An 18,184-nucleotide genomic window follows, 5' to 3' on the forward strand; every position below is an offset into this window, starting at 1 on the left:
CTGACTTTTAAAGTTTCTAGGAAAATCTAGTGTTAAACACTCTCAAATCCATCAAGTCTCTTATTCAATTTCAGCTTTAAGAAATTAGAAATATTAGCAGGAGTAATGATGTAATTAGTGATTTCTGGAGATAAATGTTTTTCTAGAAATTCACCAACTTCATCATTGGAAGTAAGTAGATTTATATAATTTTTTGAGTCCATTCTAACTAATGAAAAATCATGAATAAAATCCATAATTTTTTCAAAACTAAAACTACTACCAAGAACATTGAATTCAAGTAAACGTTCTAAAACAACACCAATATAGCAAATCAAGAAGTGCCCTTTAATTGTATTTAATGATGATACAAAAACAGGTCTTGCATCTAGGTAAGACTTCATCATCTTAAAGGTTTGTTCAATTCTCCAAAGGTTGTGGTAGATATTATAAACAGTTCTATCAGAAAGTTGTGTTTCTGATGTAACAAGCATATTATATCCAGCAAACATTCTTGCTTCAGCAATAGCCTCTTCATCAATTTCAACTCTTGCTTTCTTACCTGAATCTGTAACGAAATTAACAAATTTAGAAGATTCACCAAATTCATCTTTCTTAGCTTGGTAAAGACAAAGATTCCTTGCTTTATCAACCATTTTGTTAATCTCAAGAATCTTCTTCATCCTTAACTTAGGATTGTAAGTAATAATTCTTTTTTCATTAGCTGTAAAGGTAACATTTAAACCTAAATCATTTTTAAAAGAATAATTAAAACCTTCAGTGAATGTGTAATAACGATACTTTTCTATATTCTTACCATTGCTATCTTTTTCATAAACAATATCCCAATTGCTTATATCTAACCCTTTAAACCATTCTATATCCCTATCAGACATTTTCTTTAAGGACTTAGAAAAAATATAGCCATCGCCTTTATTTATTGCTTCATAAATATTTCTTGCACAGTTTAAACCTTTATCTGCAACTTGTATGGTTCTGCCTGTAATATTGTTTTCTTTCTTTAAGCTTGAAATTACTTCTCTTATCTTTGGCTTTTCAGATTCATTGCCAGGATATAGTTTCATGCCAATAGGTATTTGATTTTTATCTAATAATAAGCCCATTCCAACAATAGGATCATTTCGGTTTTCTTTACTTGGTCCTTTCTTTTTAAATTCATCTTCTTTATCAATTTCAAAATAAAAGTTAGTGCAGTCAAAATATGTTTCACTACTATTTATTCCATATGTTTTCTTAATAGAGGTAGTAAGGTAGCTAATAAACTTATCGTATTCAGAACCTATATACTCGCAGCATGATAAAATTTGGCTATATGATGATTCATCTACTTTTTCAAAAAGTAAAGGAATGATATGTTCATGCGTCTTCTTCTTTGAGGCTGGAAATGTTGCCCTCGCATATACTAATGCCATCATTAGGTTATATACATCATATTGGAATTGTCTTTCATTACTCAATGCTCTAACAGCTTTTTCAAAAAAGGTTAATGAATTAGCTATCCCTTTAAGTACAATGTATCCTGCATATCTTTTAGGTGATTGGTTTCCTATCTTTTTTGCTTTTTCACTACTTTCCTTTTCCTCAAGCTCTTCATTCATCTTTTTTACTTGTGCTTGATAATAAGCAACAGGATCTTTTATACCTTTATCTTTAATTTCAGATATATAACCAATGGATTTAAAACATCTATTTCTTGAGCCAATATCTCTCTTGTATTCACTGATATAAATCTGTAAATACTCTCCTTTTTTGATATTAGTTTTCTTAAGAAAATAACGCATAAAAGCTCCCTAAATCAATAGCACCTTTAACACTAGAAATAATAACATATTAAAATAATTTTGTAAATAAACAAATAAACAAAAATAACCTAATTTATTCCTTAGAACAAAAGAGGTTATTAAAAATATGTAAATAAATAATTTCTTAGTGGTTTAAATTATTCTAGTGTTAAACTTTGAAATACGGGTTTTCTCAAGCTCAGTTATGATATATTCTCTCTTTTCCATATAATAATTATAAAGCTCTTTTTATATTTCTAATAGAATAAGTAGGTGTTAAAATTATAATATATAGTTTAAGGAGACTTAAAAGATGTTAGAAGTTGGAACTAAAGCACCAGATTTTGAAGCTGTTGATCAAAATGGAGAGCTTCATAGACTATCAGATTATAGAGGAAAGAAGCTAATTCTTTATTTTTATCCTAAGGATAATACTCCAGGCTGTACGAAGCAGGCTTGCTCATACTCAGAAAATAGACCTCATTTCTTAGAAAAGGGTGTTGAGGTTGTTGGTGTAAGTAAGGATAGTGTTGCATCTCATAAAAAGTTTGAGGGTAACTATAACTTAAGCTTCACAATTCTCTCTGACCCAGATAGAAAGATTATTGAAGCTTACGATGTTTGGAAGGAAAAGAAGAACTACGGTAAGGTTTCAATGGGTGTTGTAAGAACAACCTATTTAATCGACGAAGAGGGTACTATTATTTTGGCAAATGATAAAGTAAAGGCAGCTGAGGATGCTACAAAGATGCTGGAGAAGCTTTCTTGAAGATTATTCTCTCTCCTGCAAAGAAGATGAAGGTAGACACTGATGGATGGATTACTCCGACTGTGCCTTTCTTCATCGAGAAATCAAAAAGAATAGTAGAAGAGCTAAGAGGACTATCCTATGATGAGCTAAAGAAGCTATGGGCTGCGAGTGATGACATTGTAAGAAAAAGTATTGAAATGCTAAGAGTCCATAGCTTTGATAGCCAATTAACACCAGCAATTCTAGCATATGATGGAATTGCATTTACTCACATGGCTCCAAATGTGTTTGAAAAGGATATGTTTGACTATGTGGAGGAGAACTTAATAATTCTATCTGCTCTATATGGTGCACTAAAGCCTTCAAATGGTGTTATGCCATATAGACTCGAGATGCAGGCTCAGCTTGGTATAGATGATAATAAAAATCTATATGAGTATTGGGGCGATAAAATATATAGCTATATAAAGCCTGAGGATGGGATAATAGTTAACCTTGCATCAAAGGAGTACTCTGATGCTATTTTGCCATATGCAAAGAGCGATAGAGTAGTTGATATTATTTTTGTAGAGGAAAGTAAGGGTAAGCTCGTAACTAAGGCAACCTTTGCTAAGATGGCTCGTGGTGAGATGGTCCGCTTTATGGCGAAAAATAGAGCAAGAGACATTAATGAAATTAAAGAGTTTAATATACTCGGCTTTTGCTATAGAGATGATTTATCAAATGATAATAAGATAGTTTTTGAGAGAAGAAAATGATTACATATACTGAAGAAAAGATATTTACTAAGTCTCAGGTTGAGGATTTGTTTTTATCTGTTAATTGGCTATCAGGTAAGTACCCAGATAGGCTGATGAAGGCTCTATTAAACTCTTCAACTGTAATTACAGCTTGGGATGGAGACTTATTAGTAGGCTTAGCTAGAGTTTTAGATGATAAGGCTATGATGGCTTACATTAACTATGTATTAGTACGCCCTTCCTATCAGGGACAAAGGATTGCAACTAATATGCTTAATATCATAAAAGAAAAGTATAAGGACTATCTCTATATAGAAGTAATGCTCGAAGATAAAGGTAAGCTTCCATTTTATGAAAAGAATGGGTTTAAAGAGATGTGTGATGGAACCGGTGCTCTAATAAGGAACTTAGATATAAAGTGAGTACTATTATCTCATTAGAATTAGATTCTCTATTTGCTTACAACATAGAAGCCTTCTATGGAAAGATTTGTGAAAGGGTTAAGGTTGATTTATCAGGCGATGTAGTAATTGAAAGCTACTCTGAGGAGTTTTCACTTAAAAAGCATGATTGCTTTAAAATTAGTAATGAAAACTTAATTAAGCTATTTACATTCTTTAAAGACTTTAACCATAAAGGCTCAGCTATTTCCTCTGATGATAAAGGTATGTGGGTTCTTTCACTATATTATAGTGATGGTACAATTATTACATTCTCTGATTCCTTTAATCTTTCTAAGGATACTTTAGTTGCATCTGATGCACTTAGAGTACTCCTTAATAGGCCTACTCTAGTTGCACTTGATAGCTGCCCCAAAAAGGAAAGAATTAGCTCATTTACTATCACTTTAAAAAAGAATAATGAGCTACTTGAGAAGATAATTTTTAATGAAGGTGAGAAGACTCTAAAGCTATATAAGAATGATGGCTTTAAGGAAAAGTATATTGAAATAAAGCTTCAGGTTTTCCAGCTTGAGAATATAGAAAAGGCCTTTCCATTTGAATTCTTCTTAGAGAGTAGTATAAAGCTATATAGAGCTGAATATGACTTTTCTTTTACTGCTTCAACTCTTTATCATGGTAAATATTGCTTTGATTCACCATTTTACTATAAGTCGATTAATCTTCCTATAGATGGATTATTATCTACAATTAAAGAAATTACAAAAGAAACTAATTCTTTTATTTTGTTTAATGATATAGCTAGAAAAAGAAAAAAGAATGAGTATATCTTTGCTAAAGCTTCCTTTGAGGGGTATGAAAAGGGATACTCCTTTATGACCTTAAATCCATATATAAGAAAGGAAGCAAAGGCTATAGTTGAAACAAATAACTCCTTAAAGGCTGTAGAGATTAAGGAGCTTGCAACCGATAGTGCTAAAAACTCTCCCTTCCCATTTAGTAAAACAAAAGCGATCTATAGCTTACTAGATGTTGATAATCCTATTATTAAACCGCTAAGTGAAGAAAAAGCAGTTGAACACTTCTTTAAAACTATTAGTAATAGTAAACATGCTAAGGACTCATCCTTTCTTCCAATTCTTATTAATAGTATATCTGTACTTCTTAGCTCTAATTTAAGTGTCTATATCCCAGCTATTCCTAATAGTGAATTAAATGAAAAGGCTCAGTACTATATCATTCAAAACGATGAGCTATCGCTTTTTCCATGCTTTTTAAATGAAGCTGATTTCGAGAGTGAAAATAGTGCTGTTTTACATGTTGTATCAATTACTGAGTATGTGAGAATTTTTAATGATATTCCAAATGTAAAAGAGGCAATTATTATTAGAGGCCATGAGCATGCGATAATATCAAGAAGATATATTAATATCGCTTTAGTACACCCAATTAAATCAACAGTTTTAGAGATAGCTGTTAAGCAGGAGGATATTAAGGCTGATATAATGATTATTTATAAAGAATCAGCATTATATTTGGAATATAGAGAATCTGGACTTTTAAAGGGTAAAAAGACATTCTTTCCTGATGAAGGAATTTATCTATTAAAAAATGATCATTATTACTCTCCTATAGAGCTTTATGATATTTTTGATAAGCTATCAAATTCTGGTTATACATCTATTTCTATCTCAAAAAGTATAGATAGTGATATATATAATATTGCTAGAAGCTATCAATTGCTTCATAGCGATAAGCTTCTTGATATATACATTTGCTTGTAGTCTCTATTATGTAACAGCAAGTGCTACTTGAAATAAAAAAATAATTTTGTAAGGTAGTTTTTGATGTAGTAATATATAACTATGAGTAATATTTTGATTCAAAATGGTCTTTTAATAGATACAGAATGGAAAAGAAGAGCCGATATCTTGATTAGTGGCTCAAAGATTATAAAGATTGCTCCTCATATTAATGAGGAAGGAGCTAAAATAGTTCATGCTGATGGGATGCTAGTCCTCCCAGGCTTAATAGACGCACACACTCATTACCACTTAATTTCACGTGGTACTGTTACTGCTGATTCCTTTAGAGAGGGTAGTAGATTAGCTGCCTTTGGTGGTGTTACTACCGTTATTGATTTTGCTGATGATGATAAAAAGAACCTTGCTCAATGCTCAAGAGATAGAATAAGTGCTATGAGTAAGGAGATGAGTATAGACTTTTCTCTACACCAGGGTGTATATGGCTATCGTGAATCGTTAAAGGAGGAGCTAGAGGAGCTTAAGAAGCTAGGGGTTGGCACTATTAAGCTATTTACTACATATAAAAATGTAGGATATTTAGTTGAAAATAGAGATGAGCTTAAGTCTATCTTCTCAATGTGTGGTGAGCTTGGCTTAATGATTAGTATCCACTGTGAGGATGATAAAACTATTGAAGAGATCTCAAATAGCTGGAAGGGTGATTTTAGTCCAAGTAGCCATCCAGATTTAAGACCTTCTATTGCTGAAGCTCGTGCTATTGAGTATGTTGGTTCAATTGCTTTAGAGGCAAATGTTGGACTTTATATTGTTCATCTCTCCTCTAAGGAAGGTCTTGAGGTTGTAAGATCCTTAAGAGATAGAGGCTTAAAGATTATTGTTGAAACAACTCCACACTATCTTTTCTTAGATAGAAGTAAGCTTGAGGGTGAATTTGCATCACTATATGTTATGACACCTCCTTTAAGAACTAAGGAGGATAATGAAGCATTGCAGGAAGCTCTTTGTAATGGAGAAATTCAGGTAGTAGCATCTGACCACTGTGCCTTTACATATGAGCAGAAGCTAAGAAGCTCTGACACAAGAACTATTTATCCTGGAATCCCGGGAACAGAGGAAATTCTTCCTTTAATTTATTCTCTTGTTGCACAGGGTGAAAGACTAACAGTGAATGAGCTAGTTAACTTACTCTCAACTGGTCCTGCTAAGTACTTTGGTCTATATCCTCAAAAGGGTGTATTACGAGAGGGTAGTGATGCCGATATCGTAATCTTTAATCCAGATTACCTATGGACTCTTTCAAGAGAGACAACACACTCTGCAAGCCTATATACTCCTTATGAAGGAATTAATGTTCAGGGTAAGGCTGTAATGACATATTTAAGAGGTCGCTTGATTATGGGTGACAACATGTACCTCGGTATCGATGGTGATGGTCGTTTTGTTAAAGCAACACGTTGACTTGACTATATTTAAATGGTACAAAAGCTATGCTTAGGCATAGCTTTTTGCTTAGAAAGAGGGTTAATAATGATAAAAGCTATTTTATTTGATATGGATGGCGTTTTAGTCGATAGCGAAGAGGTATCAATAAGGGTTGGTGAAGAATACTTTAAGAGTAAGGGTGTAAATATTACTCATGATGATTTCTTACCTCATTTAGGAGGTGGAGAGAGAAAATTCTTTGAAGGCCCAAGTAAGGCTAAGGGGTACTCATTAAATTATGAGGATGCTTCACAGTTCTTTAAGGAGCACTATGAAGAGTATCTTAGTAAAACTCATGCAGCACTACCAGGAATTGATATTGTAAAAAGAGCAAGAAAAGCAGGAATTATTACTGCTGTGTGCTCATCGGCTCCACGATGGAAGGTATTTGTAAATATTGCAGCAATAGGGCTAGAGGAAAGTGACTTTGATATGGTCTTTTCTGGTGAGAGCGTAAAGAGGAATAAGCCTTTTGGTGATATCTATCTTAATGCAGCAATCAATTTGGGCTTAGATCCTAAGGAGTGTATTGTTGTTGAAGATAGCTTATTTGGCGTTAAGGCTGGTAAGAATGCTAATATGAGAGTTCTTGCAGTAACAGGTACAGAGAGTGCTACCTCACTAGCAGCTGCAGGCGCAGATGTGATTGTTACAGATTTATCAGCTATTACAGAGTTTACAAATCCTACTGAGTTTGAAGCTATCTTTGAGAATTATAGTAAATCAAATAGTGATGGTATTTTATATGGAACAAGCTTTATTACTCCATTTAAAAGAAGGGCTAGCGATGAAGAAATCATTGAAAGGATGATTAAAGAAGCCTCAATGGCAAGAGATAATGCATATGCACCATACTCAAAATTTAAGGTTGGAGCTGCTCTATTAAGCGCTGCGACAAATAGAATTTATAGAGGGTGTAATGTTGAAAACTCATCATATGGAGCAACAATTTGTGCAGAAAGAAATGCTGTTATACATGCTATAGCAGAGGAAGGAAGCCTTGGCATAGATATCTTGGTTGTTTATTCAGATGATGATCCTCCAGCACCTCCTTGTGCAGTTTGCTTACAGGTATTAGCAGAGTTTTCTCGTCCAGATACTAAGGTCGTATTAGCTAGTGTTGATGGTTTTAGAAAAACCTATCTATTTAAGGAGCTTCTACCTAATCCATTTATTTTTCCAACATTGAGGAACTGATGAAAAAGATTTCTATTATTTTATTAATTGTTTTACTTATCACCTCCTGTGTAAGCTCTACTAAACCATTTGTTAGTGAGCCTTATACAGACTCATCCTTAAGTATAGATGAAAAGCTAACACTTGGAGGCGCTACTAAGATGGCTTTGCCTTATCCTGAGAGCTACTTTGATGCAAAGGAGTTTTTATTAAAGTATACAGAGCTAATTGAAAATGCTGAGGATTATATTTTGATTTCTACATTCCTAGGTAGTGCTTGTGAGGGCTTAGAGGATTTTTACAATACATTAGCTAAAAAAGCTGAGAGTGGTATTGATGTCTATATGATTCTTGATGCAGTTTCTTCTCTTGATATGACAGAGAGTAAGAAATATATGTATCCTCTCTATTTCTTAAAGGAGAGTGGTGTTCATCTAATTGAATATGCTCCAATGAGTATATTAAGAATAATTGCTCCACAAAATTTAATAATTAGAGACCACAGAAAGCTAGTAGTAGTTGATGGAAAGATTGCTGTCCTTGGTGGCATGAATATGAATTATATCTCTCTTGGTAGTGATGATGTAATTGACCTTCAAAAGGATAGTATGTATGTCTTTGAGTCAGCAAATCTATCATCTGCATTAACAGATGAATTTGTAACAATATGGAACCAAATTACTGCAGTTGATAAGCTTGATAGAGCTAGTTTAAAGAGCTATAGCGATGAAGAGGATAAGCTTGTATTAGATGGCTATCTATTTAACCAGGGTCCTGGAACAGAGGCTTCAATGTCAACGATGTTTGCTTCATTAATTAACAGCGCTGAGGAAGAGATAGTAATGCTTCCTTATATGGCTCTTCTTGATAATAATATGTTTGAAAGCTTAAAGGCTGCTGTTGAGCGTGGTGTAAAGGTAAAGATGTATCTTCCAATCGATAGTAGAGAATATGTACAAAAGGCTCTCTACTATGATTACCATAGATTAGTAGAAGCAGGCTTTGAGGTTTGGTTTGAGTTCTCTGGTAGAGAGTATAATAACGCATTACTTCATCAAAAATTAGCAGTTGTTGATAACCAATATACAGTTATAGGCTCTGCAAACTTTAACTATCGTTCTATGAAATCTTCATTTGAAATTGCATTAGTTATTGACAGCATCGATTTCGCAACTCAAGCGCTTTCGCAGGTTAATGATATTAGTAAGGATATGAAATTATTAACTCTTGAGGATGCTTTAATACTTAAGAAGGAGAAGGGCAACCTATTTAACTATCTCTTCTCATACTATGGAGGTTGATGATGAAAAAGTTAGTTTTATTATTAGTTATATCTATATGCTTACTCTCTTCTCTTAATGCATTTTCACTTGGCTATGGAGTAAGCACATCTGGAAATGCTGGTGCTTTAAAGAGTGCAAGTGTTAACTTAAAGGGTCTTTGTGATTTCACATCATCAAGAAGAGCTCTATTAACTGTTGATGCAGGCTTTGGCTTTAATAATAGCTTAACATTTGGATTAAATAATATTGATATAAAGCTGAGTGCTTATCCTGTAGTTTTTTCTAAGCATATCTTTTCATTTATGTTTATTAACTCAATGGCATATGCACCTGGCTTAGGTGTAGGAGTTATGTTTGATAGAGATTTGAACCATTACTACACTGTTAATTTAGATTTAATTCATCTCTATGATACTCAATATGTTTATGATTTCTTATCACCTATGATTTATTTTGATAAAGAGTTTAAATATGCAGGGTGGGGCGTTGAGCTATTCTCTATGAGCATTTTATTTGGAGGAAGATAATGAAAAAGACAATTGCTTTAATATTTTTAATTTTAATTAATCTTTCTCTCTTTGCTGGAGATTACTTTGATGTTTCATTAGGCTTTGGCCACTATACAGATTTTAAGAAAGCAAATTCCTTAAGCCTAGCTTATAGCTCAACTATTGGATTAACAGATCGTTTAGAGCTAATACTAACTGGTGTAAGTGAGGTAACTCCTGAGCCTTTTAGTAATAATGAGCTTCAAATTGGACTTGATTTTGCATTAATGGGTCAAAGATCTACTGCAACAGAGGTTGCTGGAAGCAGTATTAATACTCTCATTGGTGGTGGTTTAATTATTTCTCAAGCTAAGGGAAGCTTCCTTCCTAGCGGTGTATTTTTAAATATTACACCTATTACAATTGGAACACCTATACATGGAAGAAGAGAAAGAGCCTTTGAAATAGGGTGTGCCTATGATTGGTTTGAAAATAAGTTTAAGTTTACTTTCTCATTTATTAAGCTTGATTTCTATGTTAGAGGTAGCTGGAGAGATTACAAATAATTATTAAAAGGGAGATAGCCGTAATGACTATCTCCTTATAAATATTTACTATAGAAGGCTTCTTCTTTTAAAAGCCCCTTTTTAATCTATTACTTAGCAAAGTAAGATTTCATATCCATTTCAAACTTTTCAACAGTAATATTAAGCATATTAGCACCAGTTTCCTTTGTAATTTTTCCATCCCGAGTAAGCTCATAAAGAGTTTTTTCTGTTCCCTGAGATAATCCCTGAGAAAATCCCTGAGAAAATCCCTGAGAAAATCCCTGAGAAAAGCCTTCATCATAACTATGCTTTTTCATTTGTTCTATAGCTCTACACATATTATTTCCTCCATCATTTGGTATTTTATCATTAACAAGTGCTTCAATTAACTCGTAAGTTACTTCATTAAGATTCTTAAAATATTCTTCACTATTATCCAAGTTTGGACCTTAAATAAGAATTTATAAATACTTAACTTATTCCCGTATAAAGTCTTTCAGTATTTAAGTGTATAAAAATATTAGTCTTTTTGTTCTATAGTTTTCTCTTATTTTTTTAATGACTATATAAACTAGTATTCTGTTATTGTAAAATTCTATGTTCTTTAAGAAAGGGGAGATAGCCGTGGTGACTATCTCCTTATAAATATTTGTTAAAGAAGGCTTCTTTTTTTAACAGCCCCTTTTTAATCTATTACTTAGCAAAGTAAGATTTCATATCCTTTTCAAACTTTTCAATAGTAATATTAAGCTTATTAGCACCAGTTTCTTTTGTAATTATTCCATCACGAGTAAGTTCATAAAGAGTTTTTTCTGTTCCCAGAGAAATACCTTCCTCTAAAGTATGCTTTTTCATTTGTTCTATAGCTCTACACATATTATTTCCTCCATCATTAGGTATTTTATCATCAACAAGTGCTTCAAGTAACTCGTAAGTTACTTCATTAAGATTCTTAAAGTATTCATCACTATTGAAATACTTTAAAAGCTTTTCCTCATCTGATTTAAATTTAATAGTATTGAGGACATACTTCAAGTCTGTTTGTAAGCTATTTATAACAGAGCTATCTAATGTATGTGGGTCTACTACTATTAACTCAACATTAGTTTGCAAAAAGCCAAAGTACTCTAAATCTTCCTCTGAGATAAACTCTCTTAAGGAATAAGGTCCCTTCCAAATATCATCACTCATATTTAAGACAATGATATAGTTTAGCTTAAGCTTCTCTTCATCCTTTATTGATGATAGCTGCCAATCATACAATAAAAGAGATGCAAGTCCTACTCTTAATACCATATGCTTATCAAAGCTTGATTGGTTTTCAAGACCAAGTAAACAGTAGGTGCTTACCTTTTCATCTTTAAAAGCTGCAGCGTAAAGCTTATCGATTAAAACCTCTAATGATTTATGCTTCCCTAGTACCTTGTTTACAACTGGGTCTTGAGAGGATAAACAATTAGGATCTGTTTTAATCTTATCACTTAATCTTGAGATGTTTACAAGCTCAGAAAAGTGTTCTGGATTAGAGAAAAACCTTTTTCCAGCACGATCTTTTGTTTTACTCATATTTACTCCTTTTTTAAAAAAGTCTTTATACTAATAATTCAAAAAAGAGAGTGAAAAAATCGTAATAAAAATGAAGAAAAATCATAAAATCCGGAGATTCTATGATTTATAATTATATATATAGTAAAACAAATTAAAAATTTTTTATAAATTTTCAAGAGCCATCATTTTATCGATTCTAATTTGGTGTCTACCACCCTCAAATTTAGCATCGATAAAGCTGTCTAGCATCTTAATTGGATCATCCTTATATTCAACTCTACCACCAAATGCAATAAAGTTTGGGTTATTGTGTCTTTTTGTCATCTCTGCAGAGTAGCAATCTGTAAGTAGAGAGCATCTAATTCCTTTAATTTTGTTTGCAGAAATTGAAATTCCAATACCTGTACCACATAGTACAATACCAAATTCATAACCACCCTTTAAGTATTCACAGCAAGCTTCCTTAGCTTTATCTGGGTAATCAACACTTTCATTTTTATCTGTGCCTAAATAAACTACCTCATATCCTCTTTCTTTTAGATGATTAACCATCTTTGCTGCAAGCTCTACTGCTCCATGGTCATTAGCAACTACTACTTTAGCCATTATTTTCTACTCCTTGTGTATAAACTTAGTTCATTGTATCATTTAGGCATCATGAGGTGAAGATGTCAAAGATATACATTACTGGACATAAAAATCCAGATATGGATTCTATAGCCGCAGCATATTCCTATAGCGTGCTAAAAAATAAAATTGATCCAGATAACCAATATATCCCAGTAGCACTAGGTGCTATGAATAGTATTTCCCGTTCTCTCTTTGAGCGTTTAGGTATTAAGAGCTTAGATATATTGAAGGATACCTTTTCTAAGGTTAAGGATGTTTGTAAAAGGCCAACATTGATTTTAGAGCCTGAGGACCCAATATATGAGCTCGTAAATATGTATAACCAAACTAATCCATCGGTTGTACCTATTATGAAGGATGGAATATATAAGGGCCTTCTTTCTGTCGATGATATTAATAAGTACTTTTTAAGAGAGAACTATGATTCACGACCTGTATATAGCTTAGATATTAACAACATTAGAAGAGTTGTTAAGGGATTTATGATTAAGAGGGGTAGTGTTGATGATTTTGTAGCTCCTATTATGGTTGGCGCTATGAGATTTTCTGTCTTTAAGAAGAGACTTAAGGATTGTAAGGAAAAGCCTTTACTAGTTGTAGGGTGTAGAAATGACCATATTGCAGAGGCTATTAAGGAGCAAATTCCAGGACTTATCTTAACAGGTGTTGAAGAGGATAGCTTAGATGAAATAGATTTCTCTGGCTTTAATGGTTTTGTATATGCATCACATGAGGATACAGCAGAAACTATCAGACTTCTCAGATTATCTGTAAAGGTTGAAACTCTTTTAATTCCTTCAAAGGAAATAACTATAACTCAGGATATGCTTTTTGATAGCGCTAAGGGTATCTTAGCAGATAGCAATAAGCGTGGTCTTCCTGTATTTGATAAAGAAAATGGTAGCTTTATGGGCTTTATTACTAGAAGATGCTTCTTGGAAAGACCTAGAACTAAGCTTATATTAGTAGACCATAATGAAGCATCGCAATCAGTAAAGGGAATTGAGGATGCTGAAATCGTTGAAATTATTGATCACCATAGGCTAGATGCAGTTAAGACAACAAATCCTATTTCAATTACTGCTATGCCAGTTGGCTCAACCTGTACTATCGTATTTGAGCAATATAATAGGTATGATCAAGAAATAGATCCTCTAACAGCAAAGGTACTTCTTGCAGGTATCGCTTCTGATACAGTTATGCTAAAGAGTCCTACAACTACATCATTAGATAGAAATGCTGTTAAGACTCTATGTGCTATTGCTTCTGTTGATTTCGAAGCATTTGGTAAGGAGCTATTTAGTAGGGGCTCTTCACTATCTTCAGTAGATGCAAAGAGTGCTATATCCTCTGACTTTAAGGTATATACAGAGAGAGGTGTTAAATTTGGTATTGGACAAATTGAAGTAACAACGCTCGATGATATTGATGAGGTTAGTGATAATTATTTAGCTGAGCTTGAAAAGAAAAAGGAAGGTGATAGCCTTGATTGGGCTATGCTTTTAGTAACTAATGTCCTCACATCAACAAGTATATTACTATGTACGAACTATAAGAATAACTATCGATTTGAGTATGAAGAGATTAAAAGCCAAATCTTCTCACTCCCAGGAGTTCTCTCCAGGAAGAAGCAGCTTCTTCCTGAAGTAATAAGAGTACTAGAGTCTTAGAAGCCTTGAATTCTTATAATAGATGGTAATGCTCTAATTGAGGTTACCATCTTTTTTAAATCTCCCTCACTAGATGCGCTAATTGTAAAGGTTCCAACTAAGCCCTCTGGAGCTACATCTAGAGCACCTGAAATTAATCTTCCATTTTGCTTTTTTACAGCTCCATCGATTTCACCAAATAGCTCTGCATTCATCTTTGCAGTAACCTTGAAGCGTCTAACAAGCTCATTAGAGTCCCATTCAACTGGAACTAAACGCTTTTCAGCCTCACTCATATTTTTTAGGTTCTTACAATCCTTTCTATGGATTACATACCCTCTACCTCTAGTGATGTAAGCAACAATACTATCACCATGGACAGGGTTACAGCACTTTGCAAAATCAAATAGTACATTACTTTCATTACTAATTATTACAGATGAGGTATTTTTATCTGTTGGGATAAACTTAATTCCCTGCATTATAGGAATTAATGGCTTTATCTCTTCAGTCTTTTTATCATCATCCTTTTTCTTCTCAACTATTTGAGGAGTGTTTTCAGCTTGGTTTTTATTAAGACATGCCATTATCTTCTTCTTTGCAGAAGGAGTTTTTGCATATTCAAGCCAGGAGTGATGAGGGTGAGCAGAAGGGCTAGTAAGAATTTCTACTACCTGAGTATTTTCAAGTGGCTTATTGAGTGGAATAATTGAGCTATCGGCTTTAGCACCAGTACAGTGATTACCGACCTCTGTATGAATTTTATAAGCAAAGTCTAGAGCTGTTGCCCCAACAGGGAGCTCGATTACTCTTCCTTGTGGTGTAAATACTACAATAGAATCCTTTAAGAGCTCGTTCTTAATCTCATCCATGTAATCTTCGTTCTGCTCAATTTCCTTTGACCAGTTCTTAATCTTTGTGATGATCTTATTGTAGTTTACAGCATCATAGTTCTTCCAAGCACCAGCTTCACTACCTGAGGATGCTTTATATGACCAGTGAGCAGCAACACCCTCTTCAGCTGTTTTATCCATCTCCTGAGTTCTAATTTGAATCTCAAGGTGCTTGCTATCAGGACCTAAAACAGTTGTATGAAGAGATTGATAGTTATTAGTCTTTGGCATTGCAATGTAGTCTTTAAATCTACCCTCAATTGGATGCCAAGTCTGGTGGATAATACCTAAAATAGTGTAACACTCTGTAGTGCTTTGACAAATTACTCTAACACCAAGAATATCGAAAATCTCATCGATTTCCTTCTTTCTTCTCTTAATTTTTAAATATACAGAGTATACGTGCTTTACTCTTCCCTTAATTTGTACATTAGTAATTCCTACCTTTGCACATGCCTTTAGAAGGTCATTTTGTACCTTCTTCAAATATGCATTATATTCACTCTTTTTAGAGAGCAGGAAGTCATTGATATATTGATATGTATCTGGCTTTAGTGTCTTTAGAGAAAGATCCTCAAGCTCTGTTTTTAGCCATGAAATACCAAGGTTTCCTGCTAATGGAGCAAAGATATCGAGACAGTCTTGAGCAATTTCCTTTTGTCTTTGAGGCGCAAGTGCACCTAGTGTTCTCATATTATGGAGCTTATCTGAGAGCTTAATTATTATTACTCTCATATCCTTTCCCATAGCAAAGAACATCTTTCTTATTGTTTCTGCTTCCTGAAGACTCTTTGATTCACTCTTAAGCTTAGAGATTTTAGTAACGCCATCAACCATGATAGCTACCTCTTTACCAAAGTCTCTCTCTAAATCCTCAAGTGTACACTCTGTGTCTTCAACTACATCATGTAAAAGACCTGCACAAATAGTATCTCTATCCATACCTAGCTGTATTAGGATAGAGCCTACTGCAAGAGGGTGTATTATGTAAGGCTCTCCGCTCTTTCTCTTTTGGTCTCCATGCAATCTATCTGCATAATATGCGGCAGCACATATCTTTTTTTGATCCTCTGTGCTGTATAAATAAGCCTTTTGGGTGAACACTCTCAACAAATCATCATGCATAATAGCTACCCCTTACTACACGCTCTTTCTGGGCTAAGTCTTTTATTATTTTAATATTTGTAAAATTAGCAGTTTCTAGAAGTTTTGCACATAGCTTAGTTTGTCTATAATCACATTCTATGAGTAAAATACCACCATTTTTTAAGTGCTTTGGTGCTGACTTTATTATTTCTCTTATTAAATCAAGTCCATCGTCACCAGAGCTTACAAGAGCAAGCTTTGGCTCATGCTTTACTTCCTCAGTAACCTCATCATACCATTGAGCTGTTAAATATGGTGGATTTGTAACAATAATATCAAATTTATCATCGATATTCTCAAATAGATTAGATTGAACTATTTTACACTCATTATTGATAAGTGCTTCTGCATTTTTCCTTGTAACCTCAAGTGCCTTATTGCTTATATCTGAAAGTGTGATATCACAATTAGTATTTGCTTTAATTGAAATACCAATTGCGCCAGTTCCTGTACAAAGATCTAGAACCTTTGGCTTTTTTAGCACTTTAATTTCATTAATTGCTTCTTCAACTATAGTCTCTGTATCTGGACGAGGAATTAATGTGTCACTTGAGACATAGAAATTAAGACCATAAAACTCCCGCTTTCCAATAATGTAGGAGAGGGGAGTATGGTTTTTTCTTAGATTTATTTTTTCTTTGATAATGCATAGCGAGTTATCATCTATATCGATATTAGGCTCTAAAATCTGCTTTATCTTATCAAGTCCTGTAACATCCTCTATGATGATAGAAAGCTCTCTAGGAGCATTTTCAACGTCGCTATTTTGCTCAAGAATAGCAACTAAGCTGCTCTTTATCTCTGATAGCCTCATGCTTCCTTTAGTGCCTGTTCGCCTGATGCAATCTTAAGTGCTTCAATAACCTCTTCTAAGTCACCATTCATGACCTGCTCGAGCTTATAGAGTGTGAGGTTAATTCTATGGTCAGTAAGACGGTTCTGAGGGAAGTTGTAGGTTCTAATTCTCTCTGATCTATCACCTGAACCAACCTGGCTCTTTCTAGCTTCAGCTCTTTCTTTTTGCTTCTTTGCCTCTTCCATATCATAAAGTCTTGCTCTAAGAACTCTAAGAGCTTTAGCCTTATTCTTTATCTGAGACTTTTCATCCTGCTGGATAACGACAATACCTGTTGGAAGGTGAGTAATTCTTACAGCTGAGTCTGTTGTGTTTACACACTGTCCACCTGGGCCACCAGCACGCATTACATCGATCTTTAAGTCTTCCTGTCTAATTTCGATATCTGTTTCCTCTGCTTCAGGAAGAACAGCTACAGTTACAGCACTAGTATGTATTCTACCACCTGACTCTGTTTCAGGTACTCTCTGTACTCTGTGAACACCACTTTCATATCTTAAGGAAGCATATACATCCTTACCTGAAATAGAGACTACAATTTCCTTTAAGCCGCCAATTCCAGTTTCATTTGAGGACATAACCTCAAGCTTCCATCTCTTTGTTTCAGCATAGTGAGTGTACATTCTAAAAAGGTCAGCAGCAAATAAAGCAGCCTCTTCTCCACCTGTACCAGCTCTAATTTCCATAATAATATTCTTACCATCGAGTGGATCTGGTGGAATAAGGAGCATCTTACACTCCTTTTCTGCTTTTTCTCTTTCCTTTTCTAGCTCTGAGATCTCGGCCTTAGCCATCTCAATCATCTCACTATCTGTTTCGCCCTTTAGCATAGCCTTAGCATCCTCGATCTCGCTATCGATTTTAACCATGCGGTGCATAGTATCAACGATAGGAGCTAAGTGAGAACGCTCCATAGTTAGCTGTGTATAGGCCTTCATATCCTTCATAAATTCACTATCTGAAAGCTTTTGATCCATTTCAGAAAGCTGTTTTTCATATTCTTTAAGCTTAGTAAGCATTTTTACTCCTAGAGAGAAAATATAACA

17 protein-coding genes are annotated in these 18,184 nt (G+C 34.0%); 10 read left to right on the forward strand and 7 right to left on the reverse strand.

All coding sequences use genetic code 11. The features are described 5' to 3' along the window. Window positions 1–32 precede the first annotated feature (32 nt). Window positions 33–1,781 carry an IS1634 family transposase gene (locus FYJ80_RS00070; protein ID WP_154424084.1) on the reverse strand — a complete coding sequence of 583 codons (1,749 nt, stop codon included), beginning with the start codon at window positions 1,779–1,781 and terminating at the stop codon, window positions 33–35. 313 nt (window positions 1,782–2,094) lie between these two features. Here FYJ80_RS00070 and FYJ80_RS00075 point away from each other — a divergent pair, with 313 nt between their 5' ends. From FYJ80_RS00075 to FYJ80_RS00115, 9 genes are all read left to right on the forward strand, one after another. Beyond that, a complete protein-coding gene (locus FYJ80_RS00075) occupies window positions 2,095–2,550 on the forward strand; it encodes a peroxiredoxin (RefSeq protein WP_154424085.1) in 456 nt (151 codons plus the stop codon). Beyond that, the gene (gene yaaA, locus FYJ80_RS00080; RefSeq protein ID WP_154424086.1) at window positions 2,547–3,290 is read left to right on the forward strand and encodes a peroxide stress protein YaaA; all 744 of its coding nucleotides are present in this window, start codon (window positions 2,547–2,549) and stop codon (window positions 3,288–3,290) included. Before FYJ80_RS00075 ends, yaaA begins: the two co-directional genes overlap by 4 nt. Next, window positions 3,287–3,694, forward strand: a complete 408-nt coding sequence (locus FYJ80_RS00085; RefSeq protein ID WP_154424087.1) for a GNAT family N-acetyltransferase — start codon at window positions 3,287–3,289, stop codon at window positions 3,692–3,694. Before yaaA ends, FYJ80_RS00085 begins: the two co-directional genes overlap by 4 nt. Next, the gene (locus FYJ80_RS00090) at window positions 3,691–5,457 is read left to right on the forward strand and encodes a hypothetical protein (protein ID WP_154424088.1); all 1,767 of its coding nucleotides are present in this window, start codon (window positions 3,691–3,693) and stop codon (window positions 5,455–5,457) included. Before FYJ80_RS00085 ends, FYJ80_RS00090 begins: the two co-directional genes overlap by 4 nt. Window positions 5,458–5,538: 81 nt before the next feature. Continuing rightward, window positions 5,539–6,897 carry an amidohydrolase family protein gene (locus FYJ80_RS00095; protein ID WP_154424089.1) on the forward strand — a complete coding sequence of 453 codons (1,359 nt, stop codon included), beginning with the start codon at window positions 5,539–5,541 and terminating at the stop codon, window positions 6,895–6,897. A 69-nt stretch (window positions 6,898–6,966) separates the two neighbouring features. Beyond that, entirely contained in the window at window positions 6,967–8,118 is a 1,152-nt protein-coding gene (gene cdd / locus FYJ80_RS00100) for a cytidine deaminase (protein WP_206360879.1), read from the forward strand. After that, window positions 8,118–9,398, forward strand: a complete 1,281-nt coding sequence (locus FYJ80_RS00105; protein ID WP_154424091.1) for a phospholipase D-like domain-containing protein — start codon at window positions 8,118–8,120, stop codon at window positions 9,396–9,398. The genes cdd and FYJ80_RS00105 overlap by 1 nt, the downstream gene beginning before the upstream one ends. A gap of 2 nt (window positions 9,399–9,400) precedes the next feature. Beyond that, complete coding sequence (locus tag FYJ80_RS00110) at window positions 9,401–9,907, forward strand: hypothetical protein (protein WP_154424092.1); 507 nt, start codon at window positions 9,401–9,403, stop codon at window positions 9,905–9,907. After that, window positions 9,907–10,434, forward strand: coding sequence for a hypothetical protein (locus FYJ80_RS00115; protein WP_154424093.1), 528 nt, complete (start codon window positions 9,907–9,909; stop codon window positions 10,432–10,434). The genes FYJ80_RS00110 and FYJ80_RS00115 overlap by 1 nt, the downstream gene beginning before the upstream one ends. An 89-nt stretch (window positions 10,435–10,523) precedes the next feature. Here FYJ80_RS00115 and FYJ80_RS00120 read toward each other — a convergent pair whose 3' ends face one another. From FYJ80_RS00120 to rpiB, 3 genes are all read right to left on the reverse strand, one after another. Continuing rightward, entirely contained in the window at window positions 10,524–10,856 is a 333-nt protein-coding gene (locus FYJ80_RS00120) for a hypothetical protein (RefSeq protein ID WP_154424094.1), read from the reverse strand. 253 nt (window positions 10,857–11,109) lie between these two features. Beyond that, on the reverse strand, window positions 11,110–11,982 hold the full coding sequence (locus tag FYJ80_RS00125) for a hypothetical protein (RefSeq protein WP_154424095.1): 873 nt from the start codon (window positions 11,980–11,982) through the stop codon (window positions 11,110–11,112). A 144-nt stretch (window positions 11,983–12,126) separates the two neighbouring features. Beyond that, a complete protein-coding gene (gene rpiB / locus FYJ80_RS00130; RefSeq protein WP_154424096.1) occupies window positions 12,127–12,570 on the reverse strand; it encodes a ribose 5-phosphate isomerase B in 444 nt (147 codons plus the stop codon). 62 nt (window positions 12,571–12,632) lie between these two features. Between rpiB and FYJ80_RS00135 the strand changes: the two genes are divergently transcribed. Beyond that, window positions 12,633–14,264 carry a putative manganese-dependent inorganic diphosphatase gene (locus FYJ80_RS00135; RefSeq protein ID WP_154424097.1) on the forward strand — a complete coding sequence of 544 codons (1,632 nt, stop codon included), beginning with the start codon at window positions 12,633–12,635 and terminating at the stop codon, window positions 14,262–14,264. Here FYJ80_RS00135 and FYJ80_RS00140 read toward each other — a convergent pair. Genes FYJ80_RS00140 through prfA form a run of 3 tightly spaced genes read right to left on the reverse strand, consistent with a single transcriptional unit; the run spans window position 14,261 to window position 18,157 of the window. Then, window positions 14,261–16,261 carry a RelA/SpoT family protein gene (locus FYJ80_RS00140; RefSeq protein ID WP_154424098.1) on the reverse strand — a complete coding sequence of 667 codons (2,001 nt, stop codon included), beginning with the start codon at window positions 16,259–16,261 and terminating at the stop codon, window positions 14,261–14,263. The genes FYJ80_RS00135 and FYJ80_RS00140 overlap by 4 nt on opposite strands. Next, window positions 16,254–17,096, reverse strand: a complete 843-nt coding sequence (gene prmC / locus FYJ80_RS00145; RefSeq protein WP_154424099.1) for a peptide chain release factor N(5)-glutamine methyltransferase — start codon at window positions 17,094–17,096, stop codon at window positions 16,254–16,256. Before prmC ends, FYJ80_RS00140 begins: the two co-directional genes overlap by 8 nt. Continuing rightward, the gene (gene prfA, locus FYJ80_RS00150; RefSeq protein WP_154424100.1) at window positions 17,093–18,157 is read right to left on the reverse strand and encodes a peptide chain release factor 1; all 1,065 of its coding nucleotides are present in this window, start codon (window positions 18,155–18,157) and stop codon (window positions 17,093–17,095) included. The genes prmC and prfA overlap by 4 nt, the downstream gene beginning before the upstream one ends. Window positions 18,158–18,184: the final 27 nt, after the last annotated feature.

This window comes from Bullifex porci (assembly GCF_009695635.1).
GTDB lineage: Bacteria > Spirochaetota > Spirochaetia > Sphaerochaetales > Sphaerochaetaceae > Bullifex > Bullifex porci.